The organism is Streptomyces mirabilis, from assembly GCF_018310535.1.
GTDB lineage: Bacteria > Actinomycetota > Actinomycetes > Streptomycetales > Streptomycetaceae > Streptomyces.
In genome coordinates, this window is the sequence record NZ_CP074102.1 from 2850391 (window position 1) to 2865831 (window position 15441).

Consider the following 15441-nt stretch of genomic DNA (forward strand, 5'->3'; position numbering starts at 1 on the left):
CTTCAGGACCCGTTCGAGAAAAGGCCCGTCCGTGACCCAGCACCTCGTCCACCGGCCCGCGCGCTCCACCCGCCCCCTCGCCCCCGCCCGGCCGCGCTCGATCGAGCCGCCGCCGAACCTGCCCGAGGGGAAGATCGGCAACGCGGCGACCGCGCTGCTGCCGATGGCCGGTGTCATCAGCTCGGTCGTGATGATGACCGTCATCCGCAACAGCCAGTTCGCCGCGCTCGGCGCGATCGTCCTGGTCTTCGCGCTGCTCGGCGCGGTGGCACTGTTCCTGTCCCAGCGGGGCAAGGCACAGCGCACCCGGCGCACCCAGCGCGAGCGCTACCTCGAATACCTGGAGGAACTGCGCGACGAGCTCGGCACCGACGAGCGGGAGCGGCGTCGACAGTCCCAGCTGCTGGATCCACCGCCCGAGGCCTTGTACGACTTGGTGCGCGATCCGGCACGGTTGTGGGAGCGGCGCCGTCAGGACCCGGACTTCCTGCGGGTACGGGTGGGCACCGGAAACGTCCTGGTGCAGGAGCTGGTGGTCGGGCAGAACAGCGCGGGCGGGGTCCTGACTCCACCGGACCCGTTCATGCTCAACGAGGCCCGCGCCCTGCAGCACCGGTTCGGCACGGCGACGGACTTCCCCCTCACCGTGCCCTTGGACCGGGCGGGCAACGTCAGCGTCGTAGGGGACCGCGAGGGTGTGCTGCGGGTGGCTCGCGCGTTGCTGGTCCAGACGGCGGTCACGCACGCACCGGACGACGTGGCCGTCGCGCTCGGCGTACCCGCTGAGAAGCTGGCCGAGTGGGAGTGGGCCAAGTGGCTGCCCCACATACTGGATCCGTCCGAGCACGACGGTCCGGTCGCCGCCCGCCGGATCGCGCCGAGCCTGGCCCAGCTGGCCGCGTTGTGCCGCGATGATCTGCTGCAGCGGGCCTCGTACGCGGCGGAGGTGCGGCGCGGACTGTCGGACCGAGGCGCGCTGCGGATGACCGGTCGGCTGCTGGTCGTCAGCGACGAGTACGGCGAGACGGCCACCGATCTGCCCCGCCCCGACACGGCGGTTGATCTGCCGGACATGGGCGTGACCGTGCTGCATCTGCTGGAGCAGCAGGTGCACGAGCCGGATCAGGTGGCGGTCCGCGTCACCGTCGAGGGCGACCGGATCATCGTGGAGGACCTGCGCGAGACATCGACGGTGACGCCGGGCTCGTCGGACGCCGTGAGCGTCGCGGGCGCGGAGGGACTGGCCCGGATGCTGGCCCCCGTCAGGTTGTCGGCGGAGTCCACGGCCGAGGGAACCCCCGTCTCCGGGCCGGTGGACTTCCCCGGCCTGCTGGGCATCGACGACCCTGCGGCACTCGACATCGAAAGACTGTGGGCGCCGCGCGGCGAGCGAGCGTTCCTGCGCGTACCCATCGGCTTGACGGACCGTCACGAGCCCGTGTTGCTGGACCTGAAGGAGTCCTCCGAGCTCGGCATGGGCCCGCACGGGCTGTGCGTGGGCGCGACCGGCTCCGGCAAGAGCGAACTGCTGCGTACCCTCGTCCTCGCGCTCGCCGCCACCCACTCCCCCGAAGACCTTGCCCTCGTCCTGGTCGATTACAAGGGCGGCGCCACCTTCGCCCCGTTCACCGACCTCCCGCACGTGGCAGGCGTGATCACCAACCTGGAGAACCAGGCCGGGCTCGTCGAGCGCGTCCACAGCAGTCTCGCCGGCGAGGTGAAGCGCCGCCAGCAGGTGCTCAAGGACGCCGGCAACATCGCCGACATCGGCCACTACGCCGCCCTGCGCGCCACCGGTCGCCCGGACCTCGAACCGCTGCCGCACCTGTTCGTCGTCATCGACGAGTTCGGTGAACTCCTGACCGCCAAGCCGGACTTCATCGACCTGTTCCTGTCCATCGGCCGCATCGGCCGCTCCATCGGCGTCCACCTGCTGCTGTCCAGCCAGCGCATCGAAGGCGGCAAGCTCAAGGGCCTGGACACGTACCTGTCGTACCGCCTGGGCCTGCGGACCTTCTCCGCCGACGAGTCGCGCACCGTACTGGACACCACCGACGCCTTCCACCTGCCGCCACTGCCGGGCTTCGGCTATCTGAAGGTCGACACCTCCACCTACGAACGCTTCAAGGCCGGGTACGTCTCCGGCGCCCACCTCGGGCCCGTCCTGCGCGACAAGCAGGACGACGAACCGCTCGCCTGGCCGTATCCGACGTACAACACGCTCGGCACACCCCATGAGGATGCCGCGGAGGAGTACGCCGCCACCAAGCGCGAGACCGGGCCGACGGTGATGTCGGTGATGGTCGGCCAACTCGCCACCGCGGCCCCGCCGGTACGCCGGATCTGGCTGCCGCCGTTGCCTGACGCCATCACCCTCGACACCGCGGCCGGTCCCCTCGAAGCCGACACGGAGGGCCTCAGGCTCGCGCACCGCGACGGCGCGATGCGCGTTCCGCTGGGCATCCTGGACGATCCGGCCAAGCAGTGGCAGCAGCCGTGGCTGCTGGACCTGACCGTCGCCGGCGGCCACACGGCCGTCATCGGCGGCCCGCAGTCCGGCAAGACCACCCTGCTGCGCACCCTGGCCCTCTCCCTGGCGCTCACCCACACCCCGTACGACGTCGCCGTCTACGGCCTCGACCTGGTCGGCGGCGGTCTGTCCGCGCTGGCTGGACTGCCGCATGTCGGCGGCATCTCGGGGAGGGCGGACCACGAGCGGGCCGCCCGCACGGTCGCCGAGGTCCGCACCATGCTCGGCCAACGCGAGGAACTCTTCCGCACGTACGGCATCGACTCCATCGACCAACTGCGTCACCTGCGCGCCCAAGGAAGGCTGCCCCAGCTCGGCTCGACCGACATCGTGCTGCTGGTCGACGGATTCGGCGCACTGCGCGACGAGTTCGCCGACCTCGACGACGCCGTGGCCGATCTGCTCAAGCGCGGCGGCGGATACGGCATCCACGTCGTCGCCGGAATGCTGCGCTGGAACGACGTCCGCATCGCTACCCAGTCGATGTTCGGCACCCGCGTCGAACTGCGCCTCAACGACCCGGCCGACTCCTCCATCGACCGCAAGCTGTCCGAGACGCTCTCCCCCGACACCCCGGGCCGTGTCCTGACGGACGGGAAGCTGTTCGCGCAGGTCGCGCTGCCCCGTATCGACAACCGCCCCATCACGGACGACCTGTCGTCCGTCCTCGAACGGTCCGCCCGCACGATCCGTGCCGGCTGGCACGGCGACGTCGCCACCCCGGTGCGGGTGCTCCCCACACGGCTCCCCGCGGCAAAACTCCCCTCAGCGGCCGCCGAACCCAGGACAATCCCCATGGGCGTGGACCAGGACGCGCTCGCCCCCGCGCTGCTGGACCTCTTCGGAAGCGATCAGCACCTGCTGATCCTCGGTGACAACGAGTGCGGCAAGACCAACCTGCTGAAACTGCTGGCCCGTCAACTCGTCGACCGGCACGGAGACGAGGAGCTGGTGTTCGGCCTCTTCGACCCGCGCCGCGGCCTGCGGGGTGTCGTTCCGGAGCCGTACCGCGGTGGCTACGCCCACAACGCGAAGCTGGCCGCAGCGCTGGCCACCGGCATCGCCACCGAATTGGAGAAACGCCTGCCGGAGACCGCGGACCCGGACGCGGTCTGTGCGGAGCCCGCGTTCACGGGGCCGCGCATCGTGATCCTCGTCGACGACTACGACATCCTCACCACCGCCGGCCAGCAGCCCCTGGCTCCGTTCCTTCCGTACATCTCCTCCGCCCAGGACATCGGTCTCCACTTCGTCATCGCCCGCCGCACCGCCGGATCCTCCCGCGCCCTGTACGAACCCCTGCTGACCGCCCTGCGCGAGACCGGCGCCACCGCACTCCTCATGACCGGCGACCGCACCGAGGGCCAGCTCTTCCCCGGCCTGTACGCCTCCGCGCAACCGCCCGGCCGCGGCACTCTTGTCCGCCGAGGCCGCCACCACCAACTCATACAGACCGCGCTCGCAGACGAGGCGGACGAAGAGGCCGGACAGCCGTGACCAAGGACGTCATCGCCCTCACCCCGAAGATGCCGGACCTGCGCACACTCCTCGCGGGCCTCTACGCCGGCGGCCCCGACCTCGGCGTGAACACCCTGGCCGACGGCGCTGTCATCCAGCTCTGCGCCCCTGACGGCCGCCCTCTCGTCTCGATCGAGGCGCCCATCCTGGTCCAGGTCCCCGGGGAGACCACCCGCCTCCTCGGCATCAGTTCCGGTGCCCCGGACAGCCCGGTGTGGTGGACCGAGGCCCGAGCCTCCACCGCCGTCGCGGAAGGCGGCCGGCTCGCGGGCTCCTTCGCCGGACGCCTCGCCACCGTCCTGGGCGGCATGGTGTGGCCCCCGGAAGCGTCCTCCACCGACGTCGTCCCGCTCACCACGGACATCTCCGCGGTGCCCGTCCCCGCCACGTCATCCCCGGCAGTGGACGTCCTCACCACCAAGGCGGCCGTGGTCATCCAGGACCGCCCCCTCGTCACCATGACCAGCTGGCTCTCCGACGCCCTGCGCGGCGCGACCACCGACGACCGCGCCCTGCAGATCGTCACCCCACCCACCACCCGCCTGACCCTGCCCACCCGCACCGCCCTGCTCGGCCACCCCAACCGCTGGGTCGTCCAAGACCCGGACCACGGCTTCTACGACGGCCTTTCCGGCGCCGTACTCCACTGGAAGGGCGGCACCTTCACCCCCGCCCTTGACGAGAACGGCACGGCCTCCGTCGCCGAAGCCTTCAAGGCCGGCCCCGACGCCGGCGAACGCCAGCTCATCATCTCCCTACGCACCCTGCACCCCGCCGACGAAGACCTGGTCCTCGGCCGCGCCCTGGAAGCCGCCTGGCACACCCTCACCGGCACCGCACCCGCCGGATGGAGCACCGCCGAGCCCGTCAACCTCCTGTGGTCCACCCGCCAGTTGACCGATCTCGCCCGTCGCCGCGCCCCCCGGCCGACCTGGCTGATCGCCGTCGGCCACCCCGACCGGCCGGCCATCGCCACCGTCCGCGTCACGCGCACTCCCGCCGGCGTCGAGCAGGACATCACCCTCACCCTCGGCCATGGCAAGGACGAAACCCCGCCCCTGCACGCCATCGAGCCCCTCGCTGAAACCCTCGCCGCGGAGCACGGCCTCACGAGCATGCTCACCTCACTTCGCAGCGCCCGCCGCGACCTGACCGTCCCCGCGCACTTCGAGACCCCGCCCATCCCGGTCTCGTACACGCTGGGATCCGAATCAGTCAGGGACATCGACCTCGACAGGGCCCTCCGCCCGCCCCTCGACCTCGTCCCCACCCGACTCGGCCGCACGGCGCGACCTGCCGTGCACTACGCCCTCGGCGACGGCACCGACCCCCGCGCCTGGAACGTGCTCGAACAACTCACCCAGCACCTTGCACAGGTCTCGTGAACCCCGACCTGGACGATTCGGCACGCGGCGGCCACCACACGACAAACGGGTACCACGCCAATACACCGGGTACGCCGACGGGGCCGACCCCGACTTGGGACGACCCCATCTGACCTGCACGTTTACTGACGCATCGCCTCCGCGGTGTCGCGGCCGCTACACGTTGAAGCGGAACTCCACCACGTCGCCGTCCTGCATGACGTAGTCCTTGCCCTCCATGCGGGCCTTGCCCTTGGCGCGGGCCTCGGCGACCGAGCCGGTGTCGACGAGGTCCTCGAAGGAGATGACCTCCGCCTTGATGAAGCCCTTCTGGAAGTCGGTGTGGATGACTCCGGCGGCCTCAGGGGCGGTGTCGCCCTTCTTGATGGTCCAGGCGCGGGATTCCTTGGGGCCGGCCGTCAGATAGGTCTGCAGGCCGAGAGTGTCGAAGCCGACGCGGGCGAGGGTGGCGAGGCCCGGCTCCTCGGCGCCCACCGACTCCAAAAGCTCCATGGCGTCCTCCTCGTCGAGCTCGGCGAGGTCCGCCTCCAGCTTGGCGTTGAGGAAGATCGCCTCGGCGGGGGCGACCAGGGTGCGCTGCTCGGCCTTGAAGTCCTCGTCGACCAGCTCGTCCTCGTCCACGTTGAAGACGTAGAGGAACGGCTTGGTGGTCAGGAGGTGGAGGTCGTGCAGGAGCTCCTCGTTGCCGGAGCCCTGGACGATGCCCTGCGAGAAGAGCGTGTCGCCCTTCTCCAGGATCTCCTTGGCCGCCTCGACCGCCGCGACCTTGGGAGCGATGTCCTTCTTGATGCGCGACTCCTTCTGGAGGCGCGGCAGGACCTTCTCGATGGTCTGGAGGTCCGCGAGGATCAGCTCGGTGTTGATCGTCTCGATGTCGTCCTTGGGCGAGACCTTGCCGTCGACGTGCACGACGTTCTCGTCCTTGAAGGCGCGGATGACCTGGCAGATCGCGTCCGACTCACGGATGTTCGCGAGGAACTTGTTGCCGAGGCCCTCGCCCTCCGAGGCACCCTTCACGATGCCCGCGATGTCGACGAAGTCGACCGTCGCCGGAAGGACGCGCTGCGAGCCGAAGATCTCGGCCAGCTTGGTCAGCCGGGCGTCGGGGACGCCGACCACGCCCACGTTGGGCTCGATCGTGGCGAACGGGTAGTTGGCCGCGAGCACGTCGTTCTTGGTCAGGGCGTTGAACAGGGTCGACTTGCCGACATTGGGCAGACCGACGATTCCGATCGTGAGCGACACGTTGCGACTTCCCGTACGTGAGGGTGGGCGACAGGTCCGCGAAGGTGCGCGGGCCGATCCACCAGTCTACGGGGTGCGAGGTCCCTTACCGGCGACGTATCGAACGCATGGCCAAGGTCGGCCCATCGGCGTGTCTGAGGGGCTATTCCGCACATAAACCGACCTAAGTTGGTCCAGTGGAGCAACACAGGACGCGTCCCCCTCAGTACAGACCGCGACGCGGCGCACCCCTGCCTGCCCAGACCGGGCGCGCCACGGCCGACGGCGTACGCAGGGGTACGCCCCCCGCGCGGCGGCCCGCACCCGCGCCCAGGCCCGCGCCCAGGCCCGCTCCGACGCGACGGCGGATGCCGAACCCCCGGCTCACCGGGCTCGGCGGCGGACTGTTCTGCGGGGCGACGATGTTCGCGCTCGCCTGTCTCGACCAGCTGCTCTTCGGGGCGTCGCTGGTGGTCTACGGGGTGCTGTTCCTGCCGGTGGCGACCCTGACCGCGCTGTGGGTGCGAAGGGGAGACCTCGTCACCGCGCCCGTCGTCGTGCCCATCGCCTTCGCGTTCGGGCTGCTGCCCATCGCCGACGGGGGCGGCGGGACCGGGGGCGAGCTGATGGGGCTGGTCACCGCGCTGGCGACCCAGGCGGGATGGCTGTACGGGGGGACGCTGGTCGCGGGGGTCATCACCACCGTACGGAAGGTCCGTCTGATGATCCGCAGGGCCGCCCAGCGCAGGGCGGCCCAGGGGCCCCGCCCGGGGATCCGGCCGCGCCGCCGTCCTGTCTGACGGACAGGACAGGCACCGGGGGCGCGACGGACACGACGGGCGCCACCACACGGGCGCCGGGCTCCCGGTGCCGCCGCCTGCGCCCCGGAGGGCCTACGCGGACTTCGCCGCCCGCATCGCCGCACCCACGATCCCCGCGTTGTTCTGCAGCTGCGCCGGGACGATCTCCGCCTTGATGCCCTCGATCAGCGGCAGGAACCTGTCGGCCTTACGGCTGACGCCGCCGCCGATGATGAAGAGCTCGGGAGAGAAGAGCATCTCCACATGGGCGAGGTACTTCGTGACCCGGCGCGCCCAGTGCTCCCAGGTCAGCTCGTGGTCCTCCTTGGCCTTGGTGGAGGCACGCTTCTCCGCGTCGTGGCCGTTCAGCTCGAGGTGTCCCAGCTCGGTGTTCGCAACCAGCTCGCCGTCGACGAAGAGCGCGCTGCCGATACCCGTGCCGAAGGTGAGCAGGAGGACGGTGCCCTGACGGTCGCGCCCGGCGCCGAACTGCATCTCGGCGACGCCCGCCGCGTCCGCGTCGTTCAGCACCGTCACCGGGAGGCCGCCCAGCCGGTCGGCCAGCAGGGCCCGCGCGTCGGTGTCGATCCACGCCTTGTCGACATTGGCAGCCGTGCGAATGGTGGCGCCGCCGGTGACCACCCCGGGGAAGGTGATGCCGACGGGTCCCGTCCAGCCGAAGTGGCCGACGACCTCTTTCACGCCGTCGGCCACCGCGTCCGGGGTCGCCGGATGGGGAGTGAGCACTTTGTAGCGCTCCTCCGTCAGTTCGCCGCGGTCCAGGTCCACAGGGGCACCCTTGATCCCGGATCCGCCGATGTCCACACCGAAGATCTGCATGGCCCTACGCTACGTCGTACGACTGACAGTTACTTCTCGGAGGGGGCGGAAGCACCGGCCGCGGTGCGCTGCTCCACCAGCGCCGCCGCCTCCGCGCGCAGATCGCGGCGCAGTTCCTTGGGCAGCGAGAAGGTGATGGACTCCTCGGCCGCCTTGACGATCTCGACGTCCTCGAAGCCACGGGCGGAGAGCCACTCCAGGACCTGCTCGACCAGGACCTCCGGGACGGAGGCGCCCGAGGTGACACCGACCGTCGTCACACCCTCCAGCCAGTCCTCCTCGATCTCGTCGGCGAAGTCCACGAGGTACGCCGCCCGCGCTCCCGCGAGCTTGGCGACCTCGACGAGACGCACGGAGTTGGAGGAGTTGCGCGAGCCGACCACGATGACCAGGTCCGCTTCCTCACCCATCTGCTTCACGGCCAGCTGGCGGTTCTGCGTGGCGTAGCAGATGTCGTCGCTGGGCGGGGAGATGAGCTGCGGGAACTTCTCCTTCAGCGCGTCGACCGTCTCCATCGTCTCGTCGACCGACAGCGTGGTCTGGGAGAGCCAGACGACCTTGGAGGGGTCGCGGACCTCGACCTTGGCGACGTCCTCGGGGCCGTCCACGAGAGTGATGTGGTCGGGCGCCTCGCCGGAGGTGCCGATGACCTCCTCGTGGCCCTCGTGGCCGATCAGCAGGATGTCGAAGTCCTCGTTCGCGAACCGGACGGCTTCCTTGTGGACCTTGGTGACCAGCGGGCAGGTCGCGTCGATGGTGGCGAGCCTGCCGGCGGCGGCCTCGTCGTGGACGACCGGGGCGACGCCGTGCGCCGAGAACATGACGATGGCCCCCTCGGGGACCTCGGCCGTCTGCTCGACGAAGATCGCGCCCTTCTTCTCCAGGGTCTGCACGACGTACTTGTTGTGGACGATCTCGTGGCGGACATAGATCGGGGCCCCGTACTGCTCAAGGGCCTTCTCGACGGCGATCACGGCGCGGTCCACGCCCGCGCAGTAGCCACGGGGGGCGGCGAGCAGGACACGGCGGCCAGGCGAAGCAGTCATGGCACCCATCGTAAGGCCGCACTCGGCGCGTCAAAGATCGCCTCCTTGGGGAGACGGAGGGGGAGCTGAGCGGGGTGGGCGGGACGCGACCCCCGGGAGGCACGATGTCCGACACGCAGAGACACGCAGAGACACGCAGAGGCACGCAGACCACCGCCGCAGCGGCCGCCGAGACCGGTGCCAGGTACGGACTGCGGCGCGGCCTCGGCGGTCACTGTTGCCGTGATCGTGGAGGCGTCCGGGGCCGCTCAGGTGGTCGGTGCGGTGTGGTTGGCCTTGGGGGCGTGGGCGCTGCCGGCCCAGCGGGGGCGCGTCCGCGTGCAGCGGAGCGGGGCTGCTTCGGCGCTCCGCGCCAGGAAAACCACGGCACTCCGCGCCAAGAACGCGTGCGGGCTTCGTGTCAGTGGGGGCCGTTAGTCTCGGGCGCATGGCTCTCAACACGTCCGCGGACGCCCCACTGCCCGTCGGTGAGGTGTCGCGGCTCATCGGAGGGTGGATCGACCGGCTCGGCGCGGTGTGGGTCGAGGGGCAGATCACCCAGTTGTCGCGGCGCCCCGGCGCGGGCGTCGTCTTCCTGACCCTGCGCGACCCGTCGTACGACATCTCGGTGAGCGTCACCTGCTACCGGCAGGTGTTCGAGGCGGTGGCGGACGTGGTGAGCGAGGGCGCCCGCGTCGTCGTCCTGGCGAAGCCGGAGTGGTACGCGCCGCGTGGGCAGCTGTCGCTGCGGGCCACCGAGATCAAGCCGGTCGGCGTGGGAGAACTCCTCGCGCGCCTCGAGCAGTTGAAGAAGTCCCTGGCGAGCGAGGGACTGTTCGCGGCCGATCGCAAGAAGGCCCTGCCGTTCCTGCCGCAGCTCATCGGGCTGGTGTGCGGGCGGGCGTCGGCGGCCGAGCGGGACGTGCTGGAGAACGCGCGGCATCGCTGGCCGGCCGTCCGCTTCGAGGTGCGCAACGTCCCCGTGCAGGGGGTGCACGCGGTGCCGCAGGTCGTGCAGGCCGTGAAGGAGCTGGACGCGCTCGACGCCGTGGACGTGATCATCGTGGCGCGCGGCGGCGGCAGCGTGGAGGACCTGCTGCCGTTCTCGGACGAACAGCTCGTACGGGCGGTCGCGGCCTGTCGTACGCCGGTCGTGTCGGCCATCGGGCACGAGCCCGACAACCCGTTGCTGGACTTCGTGGCCGACCTGCGCGCGTCCACGCCGACGGACGCGGCCAAGAAGGTCGTGCCGGACGTCGGGGAGGAGTACGAGCGGGTGCGGTTCCTGCGGGACCGGGCGCGGCGGAGCGTCCAGTCCTTCATCGACCGGGAGGAGCGCGGGCTCGCGCACGCGCTGGCCCGGCCCTCGATAGAGGATCCGCACCGGATGGTCGACGAGCGCGCCGACCAGGTCGCCGCGCTGCTGGACCGCGGGCGGCGCACGCTCGGGCATCTGCTCGACCGCGCCGACTCGGAGCTGACGCACACCCACGCGCGTGTGGTGGCCCTCTCCCCCGCCGCGACCCTCCAACGGGGGTACGCGGTGCTCCAGAAGGCCGACGGTCACGTGGTCCGGGATCCGGACGAGGTGGCGGAGGGCGAGGCGCTGCGGGCGCGGGTCGCCGAGGGTGAATTCACGGTACGAGTCGATGCATAGGGTGGGCGCATGACCAGCAAGGTGCACGAGGCGCTCGGGTACGAGCAGGCGCGGGACGAGCTGATCGAGGTCGTACGCCGACTGGAGGCGGGCGGCACGACGCTCGAGGAGTCCCTGGCGCTCTGGGAGCGGGGCGAGGAGCTGGCGAAGGTCTGCCGCCGCTGGCTGGAGGGCGCACGGGCCCGTCTGGACGCGGCGCTGGCCGAGGAGGAGTCGGAGGGCGGGGACGAAGACGGGGGCCGCGACTCCGAGTGACGTGACGACACTCGCCCTCTTCCGCAGCCGGTGGCACCCGGCTTTCCGCAGCCGGTGACACCCGGCGACATCCCCAGTGACACCCGGCCGCCGTCCCGCTCGGTGACGGCGGCCTCGTCGTTCCCCCGGAACCCTGGCGCCCGGAAGCGACCTCGTTCCCCCTCGCTCCCTGTGAAGCGGATCACCTCACCCCGGATTTGGTTGAACCTTAAACCTCCTCCGCGTAGTGTCGACACCGCCAGCCGATCCCCCCGGATCGACCGCACATCCCGAGAAGGTTTCTGATGTCTCTCGTTCTTGACCCCGCCGCCCAGGACCTGCTGTTCCGCGAGGCCCGTACCGCCAACACGTTCACCGACGAGCCGGTGACCGACGAGCAGGTGCAGGCGATCTACGACCTGGTCAAGTACGGCCCGACCGCCTTCAACCAGTCGCCGCTGCGCGTCACCCTGGTCCGCTCCGCCGAGGCTCGCGAGCGCCTGGTGCAGCACATGGCCGAGGGCAACCAGCCCAAGACCGCCACCGCCCCGCTGGTCGCGATCCTCTCCGCGGACAACGAGTTCCACGAGGAGCTCCCCGCCCTGTTCCCGCACTTCCCGCAGGCCAAGGATGTCTTCTTCGCCGAGCGCCCGGCCCGTGAGGGTGCCGCCACGCTGAACGCCGCCCTGCAGGCCGCGTACTTCATCATCGGCGTCCGCGCCGCCGGCCTCGCCGCCGGCCCGATGACCGGCCTCGACTTCGCGGGCGTCCAGAAGGAGTTCCTGGACGACGACCACACCCCGCTGATGGTCGTCAACATCGGCAAGCCGGGCGAGGACGCCTGGTTCCCGCGCTCCCCGCGCCTGGAGTTCGACCAGGTCATCACGACCGTCTGAGCCCCCGCGTACGCCCCGGCGCGTACGCGAACGAGAAGGGCCCCCGGCAATGGCGCCGGGGGCCCTTCTCACGTCTCACGTGGATGTATCACGCAGACGCATCACGACGTCACGACGTCTTCAGCGCCTCCGCCATCTTCGTCAGCTGCCCGAACGACGCCGTCCCGGTCACCACGGTGGTCGCCCCCTTGGCCTTGAGCACGAGGGCGTCGTACGTGTCGCCCTCGTACCGCTGCCACGTCGCGTCACCGATCCGCTGGGTGGCCTTCGTCTCCTTGGCGCCCTGGCTGGCCGAGTCGATGAAGGCGGCCGCACGCTGAGTGGACTGCTCGATCGCCACGTACTGACCGTCGGGGTCGTGGAAGCCCAGGTGCCAGGCATCGAACTCGGTGCCGTCGTACCGCACCGAGGTCGCCTTCCACGCCGTCGGCAGACCCACGGGTGCCGCCACGGGATACGACGCCGCGCGGCGCGCCGTGAGCAGCTCGACGCGGTAGTCGACGCGCTTGAGAGGAGGCGCGGAGTCGTCATGCGGGATGAAGATGTAGATCACGCCCGCCATGAGCCCGATCAGACCCAGGGAGAGGAGCATGTCCCGGACGCTCTGCTTGCCTTTCGTACCTGCCACGCCCCTATCGTCGCAGGTGCCCTGGCCTGCTCATCCGTGGGGCCCCCTGCTCATTTTGTCAGCCTGACGATAGAGTCGGGGCACACCCTCATCCGGCCGTCGTCGTATCAGAAAGGTGCGCTCCGATGACCGAGCATCATCTGCCGTCCGAACTCGAGGTCCCTTCCGAGGCCCCCGACCGAAATCTCGCCCTGGAACTCGTCCGGGTCACCGAGGCCGCCGCGATGGCCGCGGGCCGCTGGGTAGGCCGCGGCGACAAGATCGGCGCCGACGGCGCCGCCGTCCGGGCCATGCGGACCCTCGTCTCCACCGTCTCGATGAACGGCGTCGTCGTCATCGGTGAAGGCGAGAAGGACGAGGCCCCGATGCTCTTCAACGGGGAGCGCGTCGGCGACGGGACCGGTCCCGAGTGCGACATCGCCGTCGACCCGATCGACGGGACCACGCTCACCGCCAAGGGCATGGAGAACGCGATCGCGGTGCTGGCCGCCGCCGACCGCGGCACCATGTTCGACCCGTCCGCGGTCTTCTACATGGACAAGCTGGTCACCGGGCCGGAGGCCGCCGACTTCGTCGACATCAACGCGCCCGTCTCGGTGAACATCCGACGGGTCGCCAAGGCCAAGAAGTCCTCGCCCGAGGACGTCACCGTCGTGATCCTCGACCGGCCACGCCACGAGGGGATCATCAAGGAGATCCGCGAGACCGGCGCCCGGATCAAGCTGATCTCCGACGGCGACGTCGCGGGCTCGATCCTCGCGCTGCGCGAGGGCACGGGCATCGACCTGCTCCTCGGCATCGGCGGTACGCCCGAGGGCATCATCTCCGCCTGCGCCGTGAAGTGCCTGGGCGGCACCATCCAGGGCAAGCTGTGGCCCAAGGACGACGAGGAGCGGCAGCGCGCGGTGGACGCCGGGCACGACCTCGACCGTGTGCTGTTCACCGACGACCTGGTCTCCGGCGAGAACGTGTTCTTCGTCGCCACCGGGATCACGGACGGGGAGCTGCTGCGCGGGGTGCGCTACCGGGCGGAGACCGCGACCACCGAGTCGATCGTGATGCGGTCCAAGTCGGGTACGGTCCGCCAGATTCGGTCGGAGCATCGGCTGAGCAAGTTGCGGGCGTACAGCGCGATCGACTTCGACCGAGCGAAGTAGTTCCGCGGGGCGCTCCGCTGGGAATGCCGGGGAACTGCGGGTTGCGGGTCACTGCTGGTGCGTCGTGGCCGGTCGCGCAGTTCTCCGCGCCCCTTGCGGGGCGCTTGCCTTACGGGGCGCGTGAAGAAGTACGTACGGCAAACGCAAAGAAGTACGTACGGCAAAGGGGCCGGCCCTGTGCGGAGGGCGGCCCCTTTGGCGTACGTGCGATCAGCCCGCCGCGGCTATCGTGCCGCGGGCGGCCTTCTTGAGTTCCAGGTCGCGGCGGCGGCGCCGGGCGAGCACCACGCGGCGCTCGGCGGCGGTGAGGCCGCCCCACACTCCGTACGGTTCGGGTTGCAGCAGCGCGTGTTCGCGGCACTCGACCATGACGGGACAGCGGGCGCAGACGCGCTTCGCCGCCTCCTCGCGGGACAGCCGGGCGGCCGTGGGCTCCTTGGAGGGCGCGAAGAACAGGCCGGCCTCGTCCCTGCGGCACACCGCCTCCGTGTGCCATGGGGCTTCCTGATCCCTGTCCCGCACTGGCGCCCGCTGGGCCGGAACGGCAGCTACCTGCAGGGACTGATGCGGCGGTTGCAGCACGGTCTACTCCTGACGACGGCTTCGCGGGCGTGCCGGGCACCGCGGGAAGTCCCACAGCGCCCTCCAAGAGGCGATGCAGCAAGCCCTACCCGCTGTGCGCGCGCCTATGCACTGAGTTCCCGAGAGCGGAGCCGGTCGTTCAAAACGGGGCGCGGGTGAGTGGACCAATGCGCCCCGCGCGCCGTCGCGTTCACAGGCGTCAACGGTCGAGGTGCTTGCGCAAAGTCCTGTCCACGCGGTCCATCGTGCGGTCGAGGATGTCGGCGACGAGCTTGCCGCGCTTGGGCCGTGCCTCGATGTTCCCCAGCACCGCGAAGCCCTCGACGTAGACCACGGGGGCGTCGGAGTCGCCCGCGTCCGTGGTGTGCGTCTCGAAGTTGCCGAGGACTCCGCCGCCGCTGCCGCGCAGCGAGACGTTCTCCGGGACCTTGATCTCGACGTTGCCGAAGACCGAAATCGCCTTGATCACGACCTGTTGGTACTCGAAGATCGCCTCGCTGAGGTCGATGTCGACGGTGCCGAAAACGGCGTACGCGTGGATGCGGCGCCCGGCGCGCCAGCGGCCCTTGCGCACGGCGGCGCTGAACACCGCCACCACGTTCTCGTCGGCCTCGGCCGGGATGCCGCCCGGCTGGGGGCGGTTGGGCACGGACGTGTACGCGGGGGTCGCGCGGCCCGCGCGCGCGGCGGGCAGGTCCTGGACGAACCGGTCGAGCTCTCCCACCGTCTTCGTGGCCAGCACCCCCTCGACCCGCTCGGCATGCTCGTCGGCGGTGAGGCGCCCCTCGGCGAGGGCATCGCGCAGAATGTCGGCGATCCGGTCACGGTCGGCGTCGGAGGCCCGGGTTTCGGTGCGCTTCTGAAGGTCCACGACAGCAGCGTACCCAAACGCGATAGATCGCGACTACCTCTTCTCGCGACCTGTGGAAAACCGGCCCTTCACACCAACTGAGCCTTACCTCACA

General features: G+C 70.4%; 13 protein-coding genes. 7 read left to right on the forward strand and 6 right to left on the reverse strand.

The genetic code is table 11. The annotated features are described in order from the left end of the window. Positions 1-31: 31 nt before the first annotated feature. Complete coding sequence (gene eccCa, locus SMIR_RS12385) at positions 32-4027, forward strand: type VII secretion protein EccCa (protein ID WP_212727002.1); 3996 nt, start codon at positions 32-34, stop codon at positions 4025-4027. After that, positions 4024-5433 (forward strand): DUF6177 family protein, encoded by a 1410-nt coding sequence (locus SMIR_RS12390; RefSeq protein ID WP_168495179.1) that lies wholly within the window; start codon positions 4024-4026, stop codon positions 5431-5433. Before eccCa ends, SMIR_RS12390 begins: the two co-directional genes overlap by 4 nt. 156 nt (positions 5434-5589) lie before the next feature. On the opposite strand, the gene ychF is transcribed toward SMIR_RS12390, so the two are convergent. After that, complete coding sequence (gene ychF, locus SMIR_RS12395) at positions 5590-6678, reverse strand: redox-regulated ATPase YchF (protein WP_054228266.1); 1089 nt, start codon at positions 6676-6678, stop codon at positions 5590-5592. A gap of 347 nt (positions 6679-7025) precedes the next feature. On the opposite strand from ychF, the gene SMIR_RS12400 reads away from it, so the two are divergent. Further along, positions 7026-7457, forward strand: a complete 432-nt coding sequence (locus SMIR_RS12400; protein ID WP_422664425.1) for a DUF6542 domain-containing protein — start codon at positions 7026-7028, stop codon at positions 7455-7457. Positions 7458-7550: 93 nt separating this feature from the next. Here SMIR_RS12400 and ppgK read toward each other — a convergent pair whose 3' ends face one another. Together ppgK and SMIR_RS12410 are read right to left on the reverse strand one after the other, a co-directional pair. Then, the gene (gene ppgK / locus SMIR_RS12405) at positions 7551-8297 is read right to left on the reverse strand and encodes a polyphosphate--glucose phosphotransferase (RefSeq protein ID WP_168495175.1); all 747 of its coding nucleotides are present in this window, start codon (positions 8295-8297) and stop codon (positions 7551-7553) included. A gap of 29 nt (positions 8298-8326) precedes the next feature. After that, the gene (locus tag SMIR_RS12410; RefSeq protein WP_168495173.1) at positions 8327-9352 is read right to left on the reverse strand and encodes a 4-hydroxy-3-methylbut-2-enyl diphosphate reductase; all 1026 of its coding nucleotides are present in this window, start codon (positions 9350-9352) and stop codon (positions 8327-8329) included. A gap of 418 nt (positions 9353-9770) precedes the next feature. On the opposite strand from SMIR_RS12410, the gene xseA reads away from it, so the two are divergent. The 3 genes from xseA to SMIR_RS12425 all read left to right on the forward strand — a co-directional run bounded on the left by xseA (position 9771) and on the right by SMIR_RS12425 (position 12109). Then, entirely contained in the window at positions 9771-10979 is a 1209-nt protein-coding gene (gene xseA / locus SMIR_RS12415; RefSeq protein ID WP_168495171.1) for an exodeoxyribonuclease VII large subunit, read from the forward strand. 9 nt (positions 10980-10988) lie between these two features. Next, entirely contained in the window at positions 10989-11234 is a 246-nt protein-coding gene (locus tag SMIR_RS12420) for an exodeoxyribonuclease VII small subunit (protein WP_168495169.1), read from the forward strand. A gap of 284 nt (positions 11235-11518) precedes the next feature. After that, positions 11519-12109, forward strand: coding sequence for a malonic semialdehyde reductase (locus SMIR_RS12425; RefSeq protein WP_168495167.1), 591 nt, complete (start codon positions 11519-11521; stop codon positions 12107-12109). Positions 12110-12218: 109 nt separating this feature from the next. Here SMIR_RS12425 and SMIR_RS12430 read toward each other — a convergent pair whose 3' ends face one another. Next, a complete protein-coding gene (locus SMIR_RS12430; RefSeq protein WP_168495165.1) occupies positions 12219-12737 on the reverse strand; it encodes a DUF4245 domain-containing protein in 519 nt (172 codons plus the stop codon). Positions 12738-12862: 125 nt separating this feature from the next. Between SMIR_RS12430 and glpX the strand changes: the two genes are divergently transcribed. After that, positions 12863-13894, forward strand: coding sequence for a class II fructose-bisphosphatase (glpX, locus tag SMIR_RS12435; protein ID WP_168495164.1), 1032 nt, complete (start codon positions 12863-12865; stop codon positions 13892-13894). Between the two features lie 210 nt (positions 13895-14104). Here glpX and SMIR_RS12440 read toward each other — a convergent pair whose 3' ends face one another. Together SMIR_RS12440 and SMIR_RS12445 are read right to left on the reverse strand one after the other, a co-directional pair. After that, a complete protein-coding gene (locus tag SMIR_RS12440) occupies positions 14105-14476 on the reverse strand; it encodes a WhiB family transcriptional regulator (RefSeq protein WP_075028724.1) in 372 nt (123 codons plus the stop codon). A gap of 199 nt (positions 14477-14675) precedes the next feature. Beyond that, positions 14676-15347, reverse strand: a complete 672-nt coding sequence (locus tag SMIR_RS12445) for a DUF1707 SHOCT-like domain-containing protein (RefSeq protein ID WP_168495163.1) — start codon at positions 15345-15347, stop codon at positions 14676-14678. Positions 15348-15441 lie beyond the last annotated feature (94 nt).

Coding starts and splice junctions, on each gene's coding strand:
- SMIR_RS12400 (WP_422664425.1), top strand. CDS start 7,026: ATGCCGAACCCCCGGCTCACCGGGCTCGGCGGCGGACTGTTCTGCGGG.
- ppgK (WP_168495175.1), bottom strand. CDS start 8,297: ATGCAGATCTTCGGTGTGGACATCGGCGGATCCGGGATCAAGGGTGCC.
- SMIR_RS12425 (WP_168495167.1), top strand. CDS start 11,519: ATGTCTCTCGTTCTTGACCCCGCCGCCCAGGACCTGCTGTTCCGCGAG.
- SMIR_RS12420 (WP_168495169.1), top strand. CDS start 10,989: ATGACCAGCAAGGTGCACGAGGCGCTCGGGTACGAGCAGGCGCGGGAC.
- SMIR_RS12410 (WP_168495173.1), bottom strand. CDS start 9,352: ATGGGTGCCATGACTGCTTCGCCTGGCCGCCGTGTCCTGCTCGCCGCC.
- glpX (WP_168495164.1), top strand. CDS start 12,863: ATGACCGAGCATCATCTGCCGTCCGAACTCGAGGTCCCTTCCGAGGCC.
- xseA (WP_168495171.1), top strand. CDS start 9,771: ATGGCTCTCAACACGTCCGCGGACGCCCCACTGCCCGTCGGTGAGGTG.